This is a genomic window from Desulfofustis glycolicus DSM 9705, from assembly GCF_900130015.1.
Lineage (GTDB): Bacteria > Desulfobacterota > Desulfobulbia > Desulfobulbales > Desulfocapsaceae > Desulfofustis > Desulfofustis glycolicus.
Genome location: NZ_FQXS01000004.1, coordinates 165,794 through 186,650, shown reverse-complemented (window position 1 = coordinate 186,650; position 20,857 = coordinate 165,794). Strand labels below are relative to the sequence as shown.

Below are 20,857 nucleotides of genomic sequence, written 5' to 3'. Positions count from 1 at the left end.
TATGAAAGAAAAAACATTTTACATCAAGACGTTTGGCTGCCAAATGAACATCAGAGACAGCGAAATAATGGCACAGACGCTCTGCGAGCACGGCTATCACCCCACATCTGTTATGACACGTGCCTCGCTGATAGTTATTAACACCTGTTCAGTTCGTGCCAAGGCTGAACAGAAAGTCTTCAGTCTTCTTGGCAGTTTGAGAAAGCAGAAAGCGGACAACCCGTCGATGCAGATCTGTGTCGCCGGCTGTGTCGCTCAGCAGGAAGGGCAGATGATCATCGAGCGGATGCCGCATGTCGATCTGGTTGTCGGGACGCAGCATATTTACGAACTACCGGGGTTGTTGGTGCGTGCCAGACACCAGCGGACCGCTGTTAATTTGTCGGACAGCTATGAAATTCCGCGATATATTCCTCGCTTGCCGACTGCCAGCGAACAGTCGCAACGCAACGGTGACACCGCTGTGCTCAGCCGATTTGTCACCATCATGCAGGGCTGCAACAATTTCTGCACGTATTGCGTCGTGCCCTATACAAGGGGGCGGGAAGTATCGAGAAAAGCAGTCGATATTATCGATGAAGTAACGGCACTGGTAAACACAGGTGTCGTTGAGATCACCCTGCTTGGCCAGAATGTCAATTCCTATGGTACGACCAACCCGGTCAGTGAAGAAGATACTCCCTACCCGTTTGCCCGGTTGTTGCACGAAGTGGCAAAGATCCCGGGATTACGGAGGCTTCGTTTTACCACATCGAATCCGAAAGATTTGCCGGACGAATTGATCCGTTGCTTTGCCGAAATCAACAAGCTTTGCCCGCAACTGCATCTGCCGGTACAATCTGGGTCGGACATCGTCCTCCGGCGAATGAATCGGAAATACCGGATTGATGACTACCTGAACATGGTCGACCGGCTGCGTACCGCCCGTCCGGACCTTGCCTTAACCACTGATATCATTGTCGGTTTTCCGGGTGAGACCGATTCTGATTTTCAGGCGACCATGGATTTGCTGGAACGGGTCCGCTTCCACGGTTCGTTTTCGTTCAAGTACTCGGGTCGACCTGGCACCGCGGCAGCATCATTTGACGGGAAATGTGAAGAGAGCGTGAAAAGCGAGCGGCTACAGCTCTTTCAGAAGCGACAGGATGAAATCAGCCTGGAGAGAAACCGGGAGTATATCGGGACGCTGCAAGACGTCCTGCTCGAGAGAGCCGATGGTGAATTGGCGAGCGGCCGTTTACCGACCAATCACATAGTTCATCTCGAGTCATGGCCGTCAACCGCGCAATCGGGAGACGTGCTTCGTGTCATGATTACCGGAGCCGGTCAGCACTCTCTGAAAGGACGGGCGGTGAGCTGATTATTCGGTGTCCTTTTTTTCTTTCTCCGGCGACGGCGTATCTGTCGATTCGGTTATTCCGGGCAGTTCCAGGTTGTGGGGCTCTTTTATCACCGTCCGTTCCGTGCTTTCAACCACCCGTCTGACCACGCGGGGCGACACGCGTTTACCGATGGCGGTGGGGTTCTTGATCAAAAAATCATCGAAACTGATTTCAGCCACATTGCTTTTGGCCCGCCTGGACGGCACAAAACTTACTCTGGCGTGTTGGCCTTCCCCTTTGGTCAGCAGGAGAATCCGTGATCGCGGGTGTTCCGGAAAGAGTCGGTATTCCTTGTCCAAAATGAACTTTGGAGTGGTGAATCGTTTGACATATGCTTGGCTTTCCGACCCTTCCCGATAGATGACATTGAAAATAGTCTCTCCTTCGAGGACGGCGGCATATTCGAGATCTTCACCGATAAAGAGTTTGTCGGGCACCGGGATGACTTTGTAGACGCCGTTCTTGAAAATCATCAGGATTCGGTCATATTCCGAGCAAGCGAAAGAGCAGTCGGCCTGTTCGTCAACGGGTTTGATCAGATGGCCGAAAAAGCCGCTGGCACGATGGTAGCCGACGGTCAGGTTGCTCAACGCCACTTTTCTTGCTTCCACCTCGGAGAACCGGGTGATTTCAGTCTGTCGTGGGAAGGCATCACCGTATTTTTCAAACAGTTTTTCGAGATAAGAGATGGTGTAACCAACCACATCGGTCAAGTGGTTTTCGGTCTCTTTGATACTTTTCTTAATTTCCTTTATTTCCCGGGCGTGTCGGTCGATATCGTGACGGGAAATACGTTTAATCCTGATTTCCAGCAGATGCTCGAGGTCTTCCCTGGAGACCGGTCGTAAGAGCTCGCCGGCGAACGGTTCCAGTGAGGATTTCACCGTAGCCACCACCGCCTCGTAGCTGGTTTTTTCCTCGATCTGTTTGTAGAGCCGTTCTTCGATAAAGATCTGTTCGAGCAGTCTGGTTTGCAGTTTTTCCGTGAGTCTGGCGAGTTCTATTTCAAGTTCTCTGGTCAGATCACCGACCAGCTTTTCGGTGTTGAACGCGATGACTTCCTCGACGGTGCAGACCCGCGGAAAGTCTCCTTTAATCAACGTCAGGCTGGCGTTGAGCGAAGTCTCGCAATCGCTGAAGGCGTAGAGGGCTTTGATCGTATCATCGGCGTAAATGCCCCGGGGTAACTTTATCTCGATTTCGACATCTTCTGCGGTGTAGTCGCTTATTGAAAGAATCTTTATTTTTCCAGACTTTGCGGCCTTTTCAATGGATTCAATCAGAGATGTTGTGGTTGTCCCATAGGGTATTTCGGTGATGGTGATGGTTTTTTCGTTGGTCTCGACGATTCGGGCCCGGCAGCGAACCCGGCCGTTGCCGTTGGAGTAATCGGAGACATCGATTAACCCTTTTTGCTGGAAATCAGGGTAGAGTTCAAACCCTTCGTTTTTCAGGGTGGCGATCTGGGCTTTGAGCAATTCCTGAAAGTTGTGCGGCAGAATTCTCGTTGCCATACCGACGGCAATACCATCAGCGCCCTGAAGCAGCAAGAGCGGGATTTTCGCCGGCAGTGTCACCGGTTCAAGCATCCTGCCGTCGTAGGATTCGACAAACTCGGTCAAATCCTTGTTGAACATGACTTCTTTGGCCAGCGGCGATAGGCGACACTCGATATAACGTGCGGCCGAGGCCTGGTCGCCAGTGTAAATATTGCCGAAATTTCCTTGTCGATCGATGAGATAGCCTTTATTGGCAAGATTCACCAGGGCCGAAAAGATGGAGGCGTCGCCATGAGGGTGCAGCTTCATCGTTTCACCGACGACGTTTGCTACCTTATGAAACCGTCCGTCTTCTATATTGAACAGGGTTTGCAAAAGACGCCGCTGAACGGGCTTAAGTCCGTCCTCAATTGCAGGTATAGCACGCTCTTTTATGACATATGAGGTGTATTCGAGAAAATTGCTGTCGAACAACCGGTGGAGTTTGCCTATCTGTCGATTCATGTGCTTCGATGGTCACTGGCTGAAGAAAGGGACATCAAGAAAATAAAAGCTGTGGATTGTGCGATTTCAACAAAAACGATCGCCAGGCAGTCCCTGTGGTGTCTGGCACTCGTCAAACTTGCTTGGCCTGTGGCCGCTAGTCTGCTCGGCATCGTCGTCAGATCAGGTTTTCCATGATGTATTGCTTTCGCTCCGGGGTGTTTTTTCCCATATAGAACAACAGGACTTTGGCAACTTCGCTGATGCTATCGATGGTGACATTGCGGAGCCTGATATCCTCGCCGATGAATTGTCCGAATTCTTTCGGGCTGATTTCTCCAAGTCCCTTGAAACGAGTCGTTTCTACGTTCTTTTTAATTTTCCCCTTGCCTTGCAGTTTTTTGGTGGCAAGGTCCTTTTCCTTTTCCGAGTAGCAATAGATCGTCTCCGCTTTCGTGCGGACTCGGTAGATCGGGGTTTCCAGGATATGTATATAGCCGAGTTTGACCAAAGGCTCGAAATAATGGAGAAAAAATGTCATCAACAGATTCCTGATATGGAGTCCGTCGACGTCCGCGTCAGTGGCGATAATGATTTTGTCGAATCGCAGGTCGGCGATGGATTCCTCGATGTTGAGGGCTTGCATCAACGAGTACAGTTCTTCGTTCTTGTACAGCAGGTTCAGTCTTTGTCCGAGGACATTCATCGGTTTGCCCTTCAGCGAAAAGACCGCTTGCCGCATCGGATCGCGAGACGAGACGATCGATCCGGCCGCTGACTGACCCTCGGTGATGAAGATCATGTTTTCGTAACCGGTCTTGGACGGCTTGTCTTTGGAGGGATGATACTTGCAATCCTTGAGTTGCGGGATCTTAAAAGCCACTTTCTTGGCCTTGGCCCGGGCCTCGGTACGCACGATCTGTAATTCCTTACGAACCTTTTCGTTTCTGACAATCTTGTCGAGAAGCTGTTCGGCCGTCTCGCTGTTTTTGTAGAGTTCGCTGGAAACCGCGTCCTTTACCCGGTTGACGATCCATGAGCGGACTTCGGTGTTGCCGAGTTTATTTTTCGTCTGCGACTCGAAGATCGGTTCACGGATCTTGATGGAGAGCGTGCCGACGATACCGTCGCGAACGTCTTTGTTGATGAACTTTTTTCCGGAAAATTCGTTGATTCCTTTGAGTATCCCTTCGCGAAAAGCAGAGAGGTGGGTGCCGCCCTCGCTGGTATAGGTGCCGTTGACAAAGCTATAATAGGAGTCGCTGTAGGAATCGGTGTGGGAGAAGGCGAATTCGAGGGTCTGGTCCTTGTAATAGATAGGTTCGTATAGCCCGGATCCGTTGAGTTCCTCATTGAGCAAATCGAAAAGGCCATTAACCGAGTGGTAAACGGTTTTGTTGAAGTGAATTTTCAGTCCGGCATTGAGATAAACATAACGCCAGAGTCGACGGTCGATATAGGTTTCGTCGTAGAGATAATCGGGAAAGATTTCCCGGTCCGGCAGGAACTCAATTTCGGTGCCGTTTTTTTCGCCGCTCTCCCCTTCCTCGCGATCAACAAGGATGCCGCGACAAAACGTTGCCGAGGCGAATTGGCCGTCGCGAAAGGCGCTGACCCGAAAATGTTCGGACAACGCGTTGACAGCCTTGGTGCCGACCCCGTTGAGCCCGACGGAAAACTGGAACACATCGGTATTGTACTTGGCACCGGTGTTGATAACGGAGACACATTCGACGATTTTGCCGAGGGGAATGCCCCGCCCGAAGTCCCTAACCCGGGTCAGGCCATTGTCGTCGATCTGGACATTGATTCGTTTGCCGGCCCCCATGATGAATTCGTCGACGGCATTATCGATCACTTCCTTGAGCAGAATATAGATACCGTCGTCTGGATGCGAACCGTCGCCAAGCCTGCCGATATACATCCCCGGGCGACGCCTGATGTGTTCCAGGGAGCTCAGCGTTTTGATTTTACTTTCGTCGTACTCTTGGGGAGATAGGGTCATTTTCTGATCTGGATTATAGAATTTTGGCGATACCGAATCAGCGGTAACGGCAGCACTGGTTAACGCAGGCGCAATCATATTGTATTTGCCGTTAATGCGCAAGAGCGCCGCGCGCAGCCCGTCGCTGTCCCCGCTTCCCGCCTTTGGCAAAGCCGTCCGGAAGGGAGGTGGATGTGGGAGGAACCGGAGCGGGCTACATCCTCATGACCCGCTCACAATCGGGACAAATCCAGGTGGGTCCGTTACTGATCCCCCACTTGTTTTCCTCGAAGCACTCCGGACATATCTGAAAACCGCAGGGGCAGCTCCAGCAGAACGGTTTGGCCTGTCGGCAACAGCTGCAGCGATATTCCCCGAGACGCCGGCGACGATAACCTTTTTTCTCTTCCTGCACGATTACCCCTGATGCAACTCGGCAAGCAGCCAGTCGCGATAGCCATCGTTGATCCGGACAATATCGGTGGCCACGATTTCCGGAACTTCATAGGGATGAATGGCGGTCAGTTGTTCGACGATCTGGGCAAAGAGTGACCGCACACTTTTCATTACTACCAGGTATTCAGCTTCACTGGTGATAGCTCCCTGCCACCAATAGGAACTGGTTACCGGCCCGCTTACCTGGGCACAGGCAACCAGGCGCCGGTTGAGAAGATGGGTGGCGATTTCTTGGGCAGTTTCCAGATTGGCACAACTGGTCGTTACCATGATTGGTTGCATCGCGGCTCCTCCTTGATCACCGGTATTGCAGGAGGGGACCAACTGCCGGCCTGGAGCACGGCCGACACGAACCGGCAGGGCCCGACTGATCCCTTGTTTCTTCCGTCAACCGCACTATAATGCAAAATCGCGGCAGCGTCGAAATCTTTACCTGGCCCCACTCCTCGCAGGTGGCCGACAACGGCCCCACTGGGGAACCATTAAGTTGATAGGTAAGTTATGTTCTTTGTCATCGATATTGGTAACACCCATACCGTTGCCGGACTTTTCGATCAACAAACATTGTTACGGCAGTGGCGGATTAAAACAGACTCGGCGATGACCGCCGATGAAATCGCCATTACCTACCACAATCTCTTCACGATGGCCGGCATCGACAGTTCGCGGATTGACGGCGTAATCATGTCCAGCGTCGTGCCGCAACTCGATGGCGCCTATGTTTCCTGCTGTCATGCGATGTTTGGTGACGAAACGCGCCCGATGCTGTTCAACATCGATAACCGGGTTGTCGCGGATTTGATTACGATCAGACTCGACAACCCCTTAGAAGTCGGTGCTGATCGGCTGGTCAACAGTATCGCCGCACACCATCTCTGCCGCCGAGCCGCCATCGTTATCGATTTTGGCACGGCGATTACCTTTGACTGTGTCTCCGCGCAGTGTGAATATCTTGGTGGGCTGATTCTGCCGGGAATGAGCGTCTCCATCGGCGCTTTGGCGCAAAAGACCGCCAAATTGCCGCAGATCGACCTGAGTTCGCCCATCTCCCAGGTAATCGGCACTTCCACCGTGACGGCTATGCAAAGCGGTATGGTGCACGGTTACGGGGCGATGATCGAAGGATTGATCGTCAAAGTGCAACGCGAGATGAATCAGCAGGGCCATACCGATATAGAAATCATGGCTACCGGCGGCATGTCCCGTGTCATCCGGCCATATACGCCGTCGATTCTACGGTATGAGCCCAATCTCACTCTGGACGGCTTGGCGTTGATCTATCAGCAGTTGACCGCTGTTGCCTGACCATGGGTGCCTTGCGGATCCCTCCCCCGCTACGGCCCGGTGATACGGTAGCGATTGTCGCACCGGCCGGCGGCCTTGTCGATGGTGAACGGTTACGAAACGGCTGTTCGGTACTCACCGAGATGGGTTTTGAGCTTGCCGTGCCCGATCGGCTCTGGCCCGGCCTCGGCTATCTGGCTGATACCGATGAGGCTCGGGCTGACGAAATGATCAGGGCGTGGCGCGACCCGCGGGTTAAGGCGCTCATTGCCTTGCGCGGCGGCTTCGGAGCCCTGCGGCTGCTTGACCGGCTGGATTTTACGCTGTTCGCTCGACAACCGAAACTGTTGATCGGATTTTCCGACATCTCGATTCTGCTTAATCTGGTGTTTCAGCGCTCCGGTCTGTTGTGCCTGCACGGTCCGGTTGTCACCACCCTGCCCCTGAGCGATTCTGATGCACGGGAGCGCCTCTATCAGTGCCTGATTGGGAATTGGCACCGGCGTTTGCACGAACGGGTGGAAATTATTCGAACCGGCGAAGCGGTTACCGGCCCGTTGATGGGCGGGAACCTCAGCAGTCTGGTCAGTTTGCTCGGAACCCCTTGGAGTCCGGATTTTTCGGGGGCGGTTGTCTTTCTTGAAGATGTCAATGAACCGGAGTATCGCCTCGATCGTGCTTTCACCCAGCTGGCCCGGAGCGGGCAGTTGCAGCGGGCGGCCGGAATTATCCTCGGGGACTTCTCGATGGACCGCAATGATGACGCCGGCAGAAGGGGCGCCCGTCATGAATTCATCTGGTCCCGGGTGTGCGAGTTGACTGCTGGATCGGGGATGCCGATCTGGGGTAATTTCCCGGTCGGACACGGACCCAGGAATCTGGCCTTGCCGATTGGTGCGATGGTGACGATGGACAGCGGGCGGGGTGTGTTGCAACCGCATGATCGGGCGGTTACCGGGCTATATCGTGATTGACGAAGCAGACCGATGATGGTATCTGTATTGCCGGTAAGTCCCTTTTTACAATCATTTTCCCAGGTAGACAGTTATGCGTTCTTTCCGAATTTCCACCGTTTTCACTGCAGTATTCTGTGCCGCCGCCTTGGTGCTGACGACAACATCGTTGCTCGCTGCCGAATACGTCAGTGTAACAGCCGATAATGTCAACGTCAGGACCGGTCCGGGCACCGACCATCAGGTGGCGATGGAACTCTTCGCCGGATATCCCCTCGAGGTTACCGGCAAGCAGGGAGACTGGCTGAAAATCGTTGATTTTGAAAAAGATGCCGGCTGGATTCACAACTCGCTCGTTGAGCCGGTGTCCACCGCCATCATCGATGCCACGACCAACGTCAACATGCGCGCCGAGCCGACCACGTCGAGTCCGGTCATTGCGACCGTCGAGCGTGGCGTCGTCATGGACCGGTTGGAAAGTCAGGGCGACTGGATGAAACTGCGTCATGCAAGCGGGTTGATAGGCTGGATCCACAAGTCGCTGCTCTGGCCGTAACCGCTCAGCTTCAGGTCCGCGATAACAGGGCGACCAGTGCCGCGTCGCAAGCCAGCGGCAGGCGTACTGTCGAGCCGGCCTTGTTGGTGAACAACAGGTAGCCGTTGTCCAACGCGAAGAGCAGCAGGTCTCGAGTCAACGCCACATCTTCCCGGCAATATGTGACTATTTCGTCAATTCTGCCCTGTTTATACCACCGTAGGGCCTGCAGGCCATCGGCCGACTTGGGACGCCCGAGGGTCTGTTCGGCAAGACGGTTGAGGCTGAGCCGGTAGCCGAGTTGCTCCTGAATCAACTTGAGCAGGTCCAATGACGGCCGGTCATAGAGCTGCCTTCCGGAGATGCCGGCCAGTACCCGGTAATCGAAGGCGAGGATGTTGAAGCCGACAATCACCGAGGCGCTCGCCAGGTGGTCGATCAAATCGTTGACCTCGTCTTCCAGATAGGTGGCAAACCCGTCGAGTTTCGAATCGTAGACCACGCCGACCGACATTCCCATCCTGTCGGCATTATGCCAGCCTCCTACCTCCGTCGCCGCACGTTTCGTTTCCAGATCAAAGACGCAAAAGTGTGCCGGTAAGGCGGCACGACCGCGCCCCCCCGCTGCGTCGGTAGCGCGCTGCCGCACTACCGGACGAGGTAGATAAACCGCCGTGTCCCCGACAGCGTCGGTTTCCAGCTGAAATCGGTCCTGCTTGATGGCCTGCAGCAGGAAGCGGGCCGCTTCTTTATCGATCGGCCGGTTTCCCGACCCGCACCGGGGTGAATGGACACAGCTGGGGCAACCGGTCTCGCAGGGGCAGTCAACCACGCAGCGCTCTGTCTGCTCGAGCAATGCTTCGATCAGCTCGTAGGCCTGGGCGGCAAGACCGGCACCACCGGCGTAGCCGTCATAGATGAAAATTGACGACTGCCCGGTCTGTTCGTGATAGGGGCAGGAAATGCCGCCGATATCGTTTCTGTCGCACAGGATCAGCAATGGGAACATGGCGATCAGCGCGTGCTCGACGGCATGGATGGCACCCATAAAGTGCATCTGCTTATCCTCCAGCAGCTGCTTGCAGGCAGGCGGCAGATCAAGCCACAGCCCTTCCGTCTCGATGGTCTGTGGCGGCAAGTCGAGCATCATGGTGGCGATCGTCTTGCCGGTAAATTGCTGGATTTTCCGAAACCCGCTGACCTGCTCGGTGACCCTCAACGTGCCCCAATTGGCTCGTATGCCGCACACCGATTTGCTGGCAAGGCGGGAGAGTATCTCCGTCTCTTTCGTTACCGTCGGCCTGGTATAATAGGTCGGTTTACTCTCCTCGACGAGCACCTCTTGCCCGCTCAGGTTGAGATCGACAACCAGCAGCGTTTTCGTCTGATGCAGGTAGATGGCGCCGGGATGCGCATCGTGCAAGGCCCGACCGGCATCGATCTCGCCGATGATCTCGCCGGTGTGTCGGTGAATGATCGACAGCTTGACGCCGCCGCCGCGCAGGTCGAATTGGCGTTGCGGGCGCTTCCTGCTGGCGTGCCAGCGGTGGCCGTCACCGTCGCGCAGCAGCGTGCCGGCCTCGGTCAGCTCATCGACTGCCCGGCGAATCTGGTGGCAGCAGCGCAGCAACGGCTCATCTTGCTCGAGCGGAATTTCGGCGGCGGCACAGTGCAGATGTTGCCGAGTGATCCGTGAATTGAGCGGATCAAGAGCGGCGTGTTCCGGCGGCCGATTGAAGAAATCGTCTGGATGCAGCATGAAATACTGGTCAAGCGCGTCTTCTCCACCGATCATGATGACGGCGGAGCGGTGCCCTCTTCTGCCGACCCGGCCACTGCGTTGCCAGGTTGCCATCACCGATCCGGGATAGCCGACCAGGATGCAGAGATCGAGATCGCCGATATCGATGCCCAGTTCCAGCGCCGACGTGGATATGACACCGAGCAGGGTACCGTCCGCCAGCTGCCTCTCGATTGCCCGCCGATCCTCGGGGAGAAAACCGGCTCGATAGGAAGTGAGTCTGGCTGCCAGAGCGCCGAGTCGCGGTTTGGTCCAGACGGTGATCAACTCGGTCATTTTTCGCGATTTTGTGTAAACGATGGTCCGCAGTCCCCGTTTCAATGCGGTTTCCAACAATTGGCTGGCGGTGTGCGCGGCGCTGTCCCAAGGGTTGATGAAGAGCATATCTTTCTCTTCCGCCGGTGCGCCGCAGCGATCTATCACGGCAGGCTGTCGACCGATCAGTTTCTCGGCGAGTTGACCGGGGTTGCCGATCGTTGCCGAGAGCATGATAAAACGCGGGGATGCCCCGTAATGAGCGGCGATGCGTTTCAGTCGACGCAGTACCCAGGCCAGGTGGGCGCCGAAAAGACCACGATAGACATGGACTTCGTCAATGACGATTATGCGCAATCCTTTGAAAAATGAACTCCAACTGTCGTGGTATGGCAGCAGGGAGAGATGGAGCATATCCGGATTGGTAACCAGCACCGGCGGCGGCTGTTTTCTCATTCGTGCCCGCTCAGCGGTCGTCGTATCACCGTCATAGATCGATACGAAGCGGGGGGTACCGTGAACCGTCGTATCGCCGATAATTGCCGCGGAAAGTTGTGCCAGGGTCCGAGCCTGATCTTGGGCCAGCGCTTTGAGCGGGAAGAGATAGAGGGCGTGGGCCGACGGTTCGGCGAGGCAGGTTTGCACTACCGGCAGATTGTAGATCAGGCTTTTCCCCGAGGCCGTCGGCGTGGCGACAATTAGGTCGTGGCCGGCTCGAAAGGCGTTCATAGCTTCGACCTGGTGGGCGTAGAGCCGCTCTATGCCCTGCCGGCGCAAGCCGTCGACAATGGCCTCCGAAAGCGGCTGTCGGAGGGGGGCGGTGCGTGCGTCGCTGCCCGGCAAGAGTCGGTGGCAGACGATCTGCGGGGAAAATTTTGGCGAGGCGCACAATTCCTCCACATACCTGGTCAGAGGTGATTTGTCGATCATGAGCGATTGTTGGAACGTCCTTGTCGATGAGATGAAAGAAAGAGAAACATCTGAAAAACCAGCGTCACCGGTTATAGCAATAATGCTAGCACAGGTTCACCTGCCCGGTATTGCCGGGCGTTGCTCCGAATAGCTATTGCCTAAATGTAACCGAAAAGATATTTTTGACACGTTGCGCCATCTGTTGCCATACCGGCATCTGCCGGGCACCGCACCATCTTTCGGGGAGCTTGAAAAAATCGGAATTTCGTTCAAGATCGAGGCGCACAAGAAAATTTTACCGCAGGCATATCTATGATATTCCGAGGATAAAATTTGAATGCGCAACGATGAGATTGGGCGAAATGACAATTTTTCAAGGTTCCCTTTCAATTCATTGCCGGGCAAAATCGAACGGCCCGGGAAACGACAGGAATCAGCAACCATGACCGTTATCGCCACGCTCGGACCGCAAGGATCCGATGGTTATCAGGCTGCCAGGCAATACGATCCGCAGGCGACGGTTCTCCTGTACAATCATATTCCCGACCTTATTGCGGCTTTGAGCGACGGCCGAGCCGATTTCGCCTTCGTTCCCGTTTATAATACCCGAGAAGGAGAAGTTCGGGAGTATTTTCGTGTACTCGAGGGGTTGGAACAAGGGCACTGGATCGATAATGTGGTGCTGCCGATCAATGTCTCTCTCGGCGGCATACGCAGCGATCAGCGACTCGACCAGGTACGGACCATCATCGGCAGAAGCACGGTTTTTCGTCAGTGCGAAGAATTTATCTCCCAGCATATGCCGGACGCGACGCTCGTCTCCGTTCGCGATCTTGAGGCTGCCGCTCTTGATATGCGGGATAAATGCCATGAACATCAGGTATTGATCGATACCGAAGAGGTCATCAATCGCGCCGGCCTCTCCCTCATAGCCCGTGAACTTGCCCCTTATAACCGGACGCGATTTGCGGTAATAGGCCGGTACTCCGCAGCCCAAACAGGCTACGACGCCACAGCCATCATGACCCGACCCTTGGCGGACCGGGTCGGCCTGCTTGTCGATATCCTCAACGAATTTACCAGACGCGGCATCAACATTCTCGATCTTCGCTCGGAAAATGATATCAAGACGCAGAAACTGCAGATTTACCTGGAGGTCGAAGGCCACCAGCAGTCACCGATGGTAGAGGAAGCACTCACCTATATCGAGAACAAGGTGATTCAGGTTAAACAGAGCCTGAAAATTCTCGGCTCCTTTCCCCGGGTTGATATGCGGATCAAGCGGATCAAGACCTTCGGCTTTATAGGTTCCGGCGCGATGACTGCCTGGTTTGCAGAGAAGCTGCGGGGAGAGGGATATCAGACCATCGTCTGTGGCAGGACGAGTACCCTTCGCCCTGAGGAGATGATCGAACGGGTTGACGTCGTATTGATCTGTGTACCGATTTCGGTGACTGCGGCCATGATCCGTCAATACGGCGGCTTGCTCCGCGACGGGCAGGCGCTCATTCTTCTGGCCGGCGAGTCGGAATCCCCGCTGCAGACGGCACTGGAGACGACCGCAACCGGAGTTGAAGTGATGCTCGTGCACAATCTCTGGGGACCGCAGGCGGCAACGATGAAAGACAAGAATGTCGCAGTGGTCAGAACCAGAAAAAGCGGCAGTTTGTGCAGCGAATTCGAGTCGTTCCTCTATAAGTACGGGGCCGAGATCCATCTCGATAGTCCCGAAAAACATGACACTCTGATGGGGGTCAGCCAGAAATTGCCGACGGCGATTTCGGTAGCGCTGGCGATGACTCTTGCCGAGCATCGGATCGATTTTTCCGATATCGACACACATTCCACCCTCACCTCACTCTACGGCGTTCTGTCCATGGCCCGTGTGCATAACCAGAATCCGCGAACCTACGCGGAAATTATGGCGACCGGAGGGCAGGGAGAAAAAATTGTTGCCAGTTTCATCACTCATTTGCAACAGATCGCCAACCTTGCGCAGCATAGCCGGATAGACCAGCTCTGTGAGATCATAGCAGAAAATAAACAAGCCATGCCACCGTTTTTCCTGAAGAACAAAATGCGCCAGGCACGGGCTGTCGATGCCGTACTCAGTGACATCGGCTTCAAGGGTGATTAGAGTGAGCCGGGTTGTTATTACGGATTACTGAGAAATCAAAACTGCAAGAAACAGGAGTCTCATGATTAAAGATTATCGTCGATATTTTGAAAATATTCCCGCCTGTCCCCACTGCCATAACGAACTGAGCTGTTGCGAGGCCCCCCCATTCCATATTGGTGACGGTTTAGGCTGGGGCTCGGAAGTTCTCTATATCTGCCTCAACGATGAGTGTCCGGTGTTCGTCAACGGCTGGAAACAGATCGCCGAGCAATATGGGCATAATTCCTCGTATCGTTATATGCAATTGCCGGGGAGCGATGAGGCCAATGTGATGATGGTCGGGACGAGCGATGCGTTCAAGGGTAGCGTTATCGATCTGACCGTGGTTGAAGCGCAGAATGAGCGGTATCAGAAAGAAAAGCAGGCAGTGGCCGCTCTCGATACCTGTGTCGAACAGGGCAATCTCGCACCGGTCCTGGCCCTGATCGTCGATGAAGCAGCTTCTCTGAGCAGTCGTAAGCGGGCTATTTCCCTGCTGGTCAGCCTTAATGATCTGAGTTGCATCGATCCGATTCGCAACCATCACTTTCGTGATCTGTCGTTGGCCTCTGACTGCAACATGGCGATCAAGCAATTGCTCGAAAACAACTACAAAAAAGAGTGCCCCCAGTGTATGGAAATCATCAAGGCGCAGGCTCGCACCTGCATGCACTGCAAACGGGAGTTTTGATTTTCATCTTGAAAAAAGAGTTCGTTGCGGGTATATCGTGCGTCTCTTAACGGTTATATCCTCATGGTGAGTGTAGCTCAGACGGTTAGAGTATCTGGTTGTGGCCCAGAAGGTCGGGGGTTCGAATCCCCTCACTCACCCCATCGTTATAGCGGAAGACGCGCCCGGTCGAGTGTGCCGGGAGCATCTTCCGCTTGCTTTTTTGCCGGCACCACCCCCTTTCCAGCAACCTTTCACCACAATCACCAACCATGACAGAGCCTTATCAGACGACCACCCGACTGGATCATCCACGGGTCAGTGCAGCGTTGTTTTTTCCTCGGCGGGAGCCGCGCAATGCGCCACCGGCCGGCGCCGTCGATCTTGACGTTACAGCGGCTGACGGCCGGTCCCGGCTCGGTTGTCGGTGCCATGTCAGCGACAGCAGTGCGCCGACAATCCTCTTTTTTCACGGTAACGGGGAGACCGTAAGCGATTACGATGGTACCGGCAGCTCTTTCACCGCTGTCGGCCTCAATTTCGTGATCGCCTCGTACCGTGGTTATGGCTGGAGTTCGGGAGAGCCGTCGGTCACGGCAATGATACAGGACAGTGGCGCCGTCTTCGACAGCGTACAGCTGTGGTGCCTTGCCCAGTCGTTTACCGGGCCGCTGCTGGTCATGGGGCGTTCACTCGGCTCCGTCAGTGCCATCGATCTGGCCTATCACCGTTCCGCCGATATCAAAGCGCTGATCATCGAAAGCGGCTTTGCCGACGCCCTGCCCCTTCTCGAGTCGCTCGGCTGCCCGTGTCGCGAACTCTCCATCACCGAAGATGAATGCTTCAACAATCGCGCCAAGATCACCGCTATCGAACTGCCGACCTTGATCCTGCACGGTGCCCGAGATCAGATAATCCCGGTGGCTGAAGCTGAGGTGCTGCAGGCGGAAAGCGGTGCCCGCAATAAACAGTTTCAAGTAGTCCCGGGAGCCGATCACAATTCCCTGATGGCCGTTGCCGGCAGTCTTTATTTTGCGGCCATCAGACAATTCGTTGACGGGGTCACCGGTACCAACACCTGGCGGCAGCGCCGCAGGCGTTTCAAGCAGGAGGGGCAGAGCCACAATTGACATGAAAGATACCAAAAAACGCCAGGATTACCTGTCCTGGGATGAATATTTTATGGCAGTCGCCCTGCTTTCCGCTGAGCGGAGCAAAGACCCGAACACGCAGGTCGGTGCCTGTATCGCCAGCCGCCAGAACAAGATTGTCGGTGTCGGTTACAACGGGTTTCCGATCGGTTGCTCCGACGATGAGCTACCATGGAATCGGCAAGGAGCGTTTCTTACCACCAAATATCCCTACGTCTGTCACGCCGAACTCAACGCCGTGCTAAACGCGATTTCCACCGACCTGACCGGTTGTCGCATCTATGTCGGCCTCTTTCCATGCAACGAGTGCACCAAGGTGATCATTCAATCGGGAATCGGCGAGATTATCTACTTGTCCGATAAGTATCACGAAACAGACCAGGTCAAGGCGGCCAAGCGAATGCTCGACCTGGCCGGGGTAAGCTATCGTCGTTTTACTCCTCAACGACTCGATATTGCACTGCACTTTGCTGTCGATTGATTGTTGGGAATTTTGAACAAAATTCCGAATTTTCAAGCTCCCCTGTTGCTAATCATTGCCATGGTGTTGAAATCCACGGAAGGCGATATCGCTTGATTCGCCGTCGTGCAGCAGGTGTACGCCCGAACCCGGCTCCGTCCGGCCGATCTTGTAGATGGGCGGACCGTCATGACGGGCCAGATAGTCGATCAGTTCCTGCTCGGCTCCTCTTTTCACGGTAAATACGAGGTGGTAGTCGTCCCCACCGGCCACCTGCAGGTCGATAGGAGAGCGCTCCAGCAAGCGGCAGACCTGTGCCAGATCCGGATGCCCCGGTAACCGTTCGGCATCAACGATTGCCGCAAGATGACTCTGCTCGGCAATATGGGCTAAATCGGTGGCCAGGCCGTCGGAAAGATCCTGCATGGCCGTAACCAGTCCGCTTTGAGCCAGCAACGAACCGCAGAAAACATCGGGAGAGGGATCGAGATGCCGCTTGATAAACGGTGCCTTGAGTTGCTCGTCGACGGCCGGCAGTGCTGCTTTGTCCCGGCAGAACAGTAGTCCCGCCGCCGCCGATCCCAGGTAACCGCTGACAAAGATGGTATCACCCGGTCCTGCGGTACTGCGCAGGATGACGCGGTTTCTGGCGGTCGTGCCGAGGGCGGTGATCGAGATGGTTAATTGTGCCCCGCGGACCGTGTCCCCGCCGATCAAGGCACAATCGAATTCATCGATCATCGAGGCCAGTCCCTGCAGCCATTGCTCCAGCCAAACCGTTTCAATGGTATCGGGGAGGGCTACGGACAGCATCACAGAGTGGGGAGTTGCTCCCATCGCAGCAATGTCGCTCAGATTGACAGCCAAGCATTTCCGGCCGAGTTGGAAGGCGGGATGCCAGCTGGTGTCGAAGTGGACCGTGTCGACCAGCATATCGGTGGTCAGTACCCAGGCCTCGTCACCGGCGGGATGAAGAACAGCGCAATCGTCACCGATCCCCTTGATCAGCTGTTTTTTATCAATCCGGCATGAACCGGCGAAATGCTTGATGAGATCCAATTCCGACCAGTGTGCGGGCATCGTTGTTACCTCCCCCTGTGTTTGGCAGCCAGGCCGTTAGTCATCGCCGGGATCTCGGCAAGGGTAACGGGGTGTGCTGACGGGATAGGCGGAAACGGAAAAAGACAAGAAGGATTCATTTTATTCGTTTCAATTCTTTTCCGGTACGGGAGGGCTTCTTTTTCAACTCCGCTTTATCTTGGTTCTCACCATTGAGATCAACGGCCTTGAAAAAGCGTTTTTCGCCGCCCATGGTGAAGATTTCCCGGCCGGTCATCTGGTCTGTTCGAAGCGTCCAGACCGCCTTTTGCAGCGGTACGGTGAGAAATGTGAGACCGATGATCCACCATTCGTCGCGCTTCGATCGATCTCGCTCGATCGATGATACCTGCGCGTACATCATCAGCTGCGGGCTATGGGCGATAATCAGCACCAGATCACCGACCTCGGTCTGATCTTTGAAGGAAACGAGGCCCTGCACCTGCTCGACCAGTTTTTCCATCGTATCATTTTCCATCGTCGATTACCGCTGTTGCCTCCATGATGACCTGCTCGTCTCGCAGGTATTTTCTGGTACCGATGACACCGTACATCGCCACTCCATCAAGCAGCGGATTGATCAGCCGGTCGATAATGATCTTCGACTTGTCGGCGATGGTTCGGTCCTTGAGGGCCAGAACCAGACCGCCCCAGCTGACGATTTCCTTGAGTTGCCCGCTGAGCTCCGCCATGTTCAGGAAAACCAGAGAGTTGTTTGTATATAAGAAGCCTTTGTTGACCAAATTGAACAATGGGCTTTCGGAGAGACGCTCGTTCCCTTCGGGCGGAGTGATAAATTCCTTGATCTGCTCGACATTATTGGCGATGAGCAGATAATCGTCAACCGTGGCGACGCTTGGTTCAAATGAACTGATCGGTGCCACTTCGCCCCAACTGACGATGGTGTGGTCGCCGATCTTTTTCCTCCGGATGGGCAGACTGTAATGCACGATGATCCGTTCGACCAACTCTTTTACGGACGGAGTATTCTTGCACTTGATGGCAACCAGGAACAGCGGAATCGGCAACAGGTCATCTTTCGGTCCTTTCTTCAGGGCGAGAATCAGATCGTTGGCGAAAAATTCGACGATTTGCTCCACACCGGTCCCGGTCGCAACTTCTAATTCACGCAGCAATGTATCGATTGGTGACGCGGCGCGGTGTTGTCTCTGCTGCCTTCTGATCAGCTCTAAAATACTGTCGGGAGCGTATGAATTGGTCCAATAATACCAGAGCGTACCGGCCGTCAGGTGATCGGCGGAGTGGGTCACCTCGGGTGGCGCTGAAAAGATCGACGACAGTTCAGCCGGGATGCGAGCCGGATCGAATGTCAGTACCGCTTTCTGCGAAACGGTTCCGTCTCCGATCCAGCTACCGAAAAATGCATGCTGATAAAGAGAGTGTCGCCTGTCTTCTACTGAAGGCTCCGAGTCTTTGCTGGCTGCGAAAACAGTCACAGCCCGGGCCAACAAATCGGTAAAGCCGGCCACGTTGAGATAGCCATAGATGGCGGTGCCGGGAAACATTTTTTTTGTGTTTCGGTATGCGGGATCGGCTGCTAGGGTGTCCGTATAGCGATCGTAGTTATCGAGACACCGGCGCAACAGGCGTTCATTTGTCGACAGGAGAACCGCGCGATCGACGCGCACGGTGACGATGCTCATACCGCCGTCAGTCAGATAGCGCCTGATAGCATAAGCGCCATAGGGCGAGTCTGCCGGGGGTGCCCCGCCACTGAATCTTTCGAGCAATTCTTGCATGTGAACCGCCTGCTTCGGGCGACAGATCAGCACAAGGTTGGCGAGGATCTGTTGTGTCAGCGGCACTGCACCATCGTAGTCGAATGGTAGCAGGGCCACCGACATATTCCGGCCGAGAACAGACCTGATGATCGGATCGTCGGCAGCCCGGCCGAGTGCCTTTTGGCCTTCGTCGATCTGTGCAATCCGGGCTGCCGGCATCTCCAAATCCGCAGCGATGCCGACCGCATCGATGCTGTGCAGCACCGAACCGAGTCGGGAGGAGGCAAAGTCGTCGATGCGCCGGGCAAGCTGTTTCTGGTTGATTAGCAACAGCGTATCCGGGTCAAGGAATCGTTCAGGATCGATCCTCTTGGTGAAGTCCGGGGGAAACAGGGAGACAAGGAACAGCAGGAGCAAAAAAAGCGGGATGACGAATATCAATTGGCGCATCAACAGTTCCTCGCAACAGCCGGAAAAAAGCAATCCGGCCGCTCAGCAGACGGTGTCCGTACGCCGATAACCGATGGCCTCGGCAAGGTGTGGAAGCAGGATGTTCGGGCTTGCTTCCATGTCGGCGATGGTTCTGGCGATTTTTAGGATTCGATGATAGGCCCGAGCCGACAGACCGAGCTTATCCATGCTGGTATCAAGGAGTTTTCGCGACCGGTCGTCTATGCCGCAGTAGCGAGTAATCTCTTTGTTGCCCATCTGGCCGTTTCTGAGGGTCGGGCTGCCGGAAAAGCGCTGTCGCTGAATATCGATGGCCCGGTTGACGCGCCGGCGGATTGCTGCCGAATCTTCACGAGGGCCGTTTTCATGCAGGTGTGAGAATTCAAGAGCGGCAACTTCCAAGCGTATATCTATCCGGTCCAGCAATGGTCCGGAAATCCGGTCGCGGTATCGCTGGATCTGCTGTTCGGTACAGCGGCATTCGTTCCTGGCGTCACCGAGAAAACCGCAGGGGCATGGGTTCATTGCGGCAACAAGCATAACCTGTGCCGGAAAACTGAGACTCGTCTGGGCCCGAGAGATAGTCACCGAACCGTCTTCAAGCGGCTGGCGGAGTACTTCCAGTACATGTCGGCGGAATTCGGGAAGTTCGTCGAGAAACAATACGCCGTTATGGGCCAACGACACCTCGCCGGGGCGCGGTGTAGCTCCCCCGCCGATCAAACCGGCGTCGGAAATGGTATGGTGCGGTGCCCGGAAGGGGCGTTGTTCGATCAGCCCGGAGCCGTTGCCGAGCCCGCTGATGCTGTAGATTTTCGTGGTTTCCAGGCGTTCGCTGAAGCTCCACTCGCCCATGATCGACGGCAGAGCGCGGGCCAGCATGGTTTTGCCCGAGCCGGGCGGGCCGTGCATCAGCAGGTTGTGCATGCCGCTTGCCGCAACTTCCAGGGCCCGTTTGGCATGCTCCTGCCCTTTTATATCGGCAAAATCGACGGGATAGTCGGTGGCTTCGACAGCATCTGGGGCAGCCTCGATCGGAGATGCCTCGCGAAGATCGTTGAGGATTTCGACGATTTCGCCGAGCGATCGTACTCCGATCACTTCAAGATCACCGGCGACGGCGGCCTCCCAGCCGTTGTCGTATGGTACAACCAGTCGATGGCAGCCGTTTGTCGCAGCTGCCGCGGCAATCGATAAGATGCCCGGGACGCCGCGCAGCGATCCGTCCAGCGAAAGCTCTCCGACCGCCCACAATGACTGTGTCGACGCCGGTGGAACCAGTTTCGCGGCGGCGAGCAGACCGAGGGCGATGGGAAGATCGAAACCGGTTCCTTCTTTTTTCAGATCAGCCGGGGCCAGGTTGATGGTAATTTTCCGGCCGGGAAAAGGATAGCCGCTGTTTTTGATCGCAGATTTGACCCGATCCTTGCTCTCCCGTACCGATCCGTCCGGCAGTCCGACGGTGGTAAAGGCCGGCAGACCGTTGGCGACATCGACCTCGACCAACACCGGTACGGCGTCAACACCGAACAGAGCGGCACTGTGGATCTTTGCTAACATGACGAGTCAACCATCTCGTGGCAT

Annotated in this window: 16 protein-coding genes and 1 tRNA gene; 9 read left to right on the top strand and 8 right to left on the bottom strand. The window is 55.2% G+C overall.

Annotated features, from left to right (window positions below; translation table 11 throughout):
• Position 1: 1 nt before the first annotated feature.
• Positions 2-1,360, top strand: a complete 1,359-nt coding sequence (gene miaB / locus BUC26_RS05330; RefSeq protein WP_073373972.1) for a tRNA (N6-isopentenyl adenosine(37)-C2)-methylthiotransferase MiaB — start codon at positions 2-4, stop codon at positions 1,358-1,360.
• Here miaB and BUC26_RS05325 read toward each other — a convergent pair whose 3' ends face one another.
• The 3 genes from BUC26_RS05325 to cutA form a co-directional block, all read right to left on the bottom strand.
• The gene (locus BUC26_RS05325) at positions 1,361-3,385 is read right to left on the bottom strand and encodes a DNA topoisomerase IV subunit A (protein WP_073373970.1); all 2,025 of its coding nucleotides are present in this window, start codon (positions 3,383-3,385) and stop codon (positions 1,361-1,363) included.
• A 157-nt stretch (positions 3,386-3,542) separates the two neighbouring features.
• The gene (locus BUC26_RS05320; RefSeq protein ID WP_073374089.1) at positions 3,543-5,369 is read right to left on the bottom strand and encodes a DNA topoisomerase IV subunit B; all 1,827 of its coding nucleotides are present in this window, start codon (positions 5,367-5,369) and stop codon (positions 3,543-3,545) included.
• A 396-nt stretch (positions 5,370-5,765) separates the two neighbouring features.
• A complete protein-coding gene (gene cutA / locus BUC26_RS05310) occupies positions 5,766-6,086 on the bottom strand; it encodes a divalent-cation tolerance protein CutA (RefSeq protein WP_073373966.1) in 321 nt (106 codons plus the stop codon).
• A 219-nt stretch (positions 6,087-6,305) separates the two neighbouring features.
• Here cutA and BUC26_RS05305 point away from each other — a divergent pair, with 219 nt between their 5' ends.
• From BUC26_RS05305 to BUC26_RS05295, 3 genes are all read left to right on the top strand, one after another.
• Positions 6,306-7,109, top strand: coding sequence for a type III pantothenate kinase (locus BUC26_RS05305; protein WP_073373964.1), 804 nt, complete (start codon positions 6,306-6,308; stop codon positions 7,107-7,109).
• Between the two features lie 2 nt (positions 7,110-7,111).
• Positions 7,112-8,062: a S66 peptidase family protein gene (locus tag BUC26_RS05300; RefSeq protein ID WP_073373962.1), complete on the top strand. Its 951-nt coding sequence runs from the start codon at positions 7,112-7,114 to the stop codon at positions 8,060-8,062.
• A gap of 73 nt (positions 8,063-8,135) precedes the next feature.
• Complete coding sequence (locus tag BUC26_RS05295) at positions 8,136-8,597, top strand: SH3 domain-containing protein (RefSeq protein WP_073373960.1); 462 nt, start codon at positions 8,136-8,138, stop codon at positions 8,595-8,597.
• A 10-nt stretch (positions 8,598-8,607) separates the two neighbouring features.
• On the opposite strand, the gene BUC26_RS05290 is transcribed toward BUC26_RS05295, so the two are convergent.
• A complete protein-coding gene (locus BUC26_RS05290; RefSeq protein ID WP_073373958.1) occupies positions 8,608-11,562 on the bottom strand; it encodes a DEAD/DEAH box helicase in 2,955 nt (984 codons plus the stop codon).
• Positions 11,563-11,986: 424 nt separating this feature from the next.
• Here BUC26_RS05290 and BUC26_RS05285 point away from each other — a divergent pair, with 424 nt between their 5' ends.
• From BUC26_RS05285 to BUC26_RS05265, 5 genes are all read left to right on the top strand, one after another.
• Positions 11,987-13,681 (top strand): prephenate dehydratase domain-containing protein, encoded by a 1,695-nt coding sequence (locus BUC26_RS05285; protein WP_073374087.1) that lies wholly within the window; start codon positions 11,987-11,989, stop codon positions 13,679-13,681.
• Positions 13,682-13,742: 61 nt separating this feature from the next.
• The gene (locus BUC26_RS05280) at positions 13,743-14,393 is read left to right on the top strand and encodes a zinc ribbon domain-containing protein (RefSeq protein WP_073373956.1); all 651 of its coding nucleotides are present in this window, start codon (positions 13,743-13,745) and stop codon (positions 14,391-14,393) included.
• A 66-nt stretch (positions 14,394-14,459) separates the two neighbouring features.
• Positions 14,460-14,536: transfer RNA gene (locus BUC26_RS05275), tRNA-His, on the top strand.
• 108 nt (positions 14,537-14,644) lie between these two features.
• Positions 14,645-15,502, top strand: a complete 858-nt coding sequence (locus BUC26_RS05270; protein ID WP_073373954.1) for an alpha/beta hydrolase — start codon at positions 14,645-14,647, stop codon at positions 15,500-15,502.
• Between the two features lies 1 nt (position 15,503).
• Complete coding sequence (locus BUC26_RS05265) at positions 15,504-16,004, top strand: deoxycytidylate deaminase (protein WP_073373952.1); 501 nt, start codon at positions 15,504-15,506, stop codon at positions 16,002-16,004.
• A gap of 48 nt (positions 16,005-16,052) precedes the next feature.
• Here the strand turns inward: BUC26_RS05265 and thiL are convergent, their stop codons facing one another.
• The 4 genes from thiL to BUC26_RS05245 form a co-directional block, all read right to left on the bottom strand.
• Entirely contained in the window at positions 16,053-17,063 is a 1,011-nt protein-coding gene (gene thiL / locus BUC26_RS05260; protein ID WP_073373950.1) for a thiamine-phosphate kinase, read from the bottom strand.
• A 115-nt stretch (positions 17,064-17,178) separates the two neighbouring features.
• On the bottom strand, positions 17,179-17,559 hold the full coding sequence (locus BUC26_RS05255; RefSeq protein ID WP_244155794.1) for a hypothetical protein: 381 nt from the start codon (positions 17,557-17,559) through the stop codon (positions 17,179-17,181).
• Entirely contained in the window at positions 17,549-19,273 is a 1,725-nt protein-coding gene (locus BUC26_RS05250; protein ID WP_073373948.1) for a DUF3352 domain-containing protein, read from the bottom strand. Before BUC26_RS05250 ends, BUC26_RS05255 begins: the two co-directional genes overlap by 11 nt.
• 42 nt (positions 19,274-19,315) lie before the next feature.
• On the bottom strand, positions 19,316-20,833 hold the full coding sequence (locus tag BUC26_RS05245) for a YifB family Mg chelatase-like AAA ATPase (RefSeq protein ID WP_073373946.1): 1,518 nt from the start codon (positions 20,831-20,833) through the stop codon (positions 19,316-19,318).
• Positions 20,834-20,857: the final 24 nt, after the last annotated feature.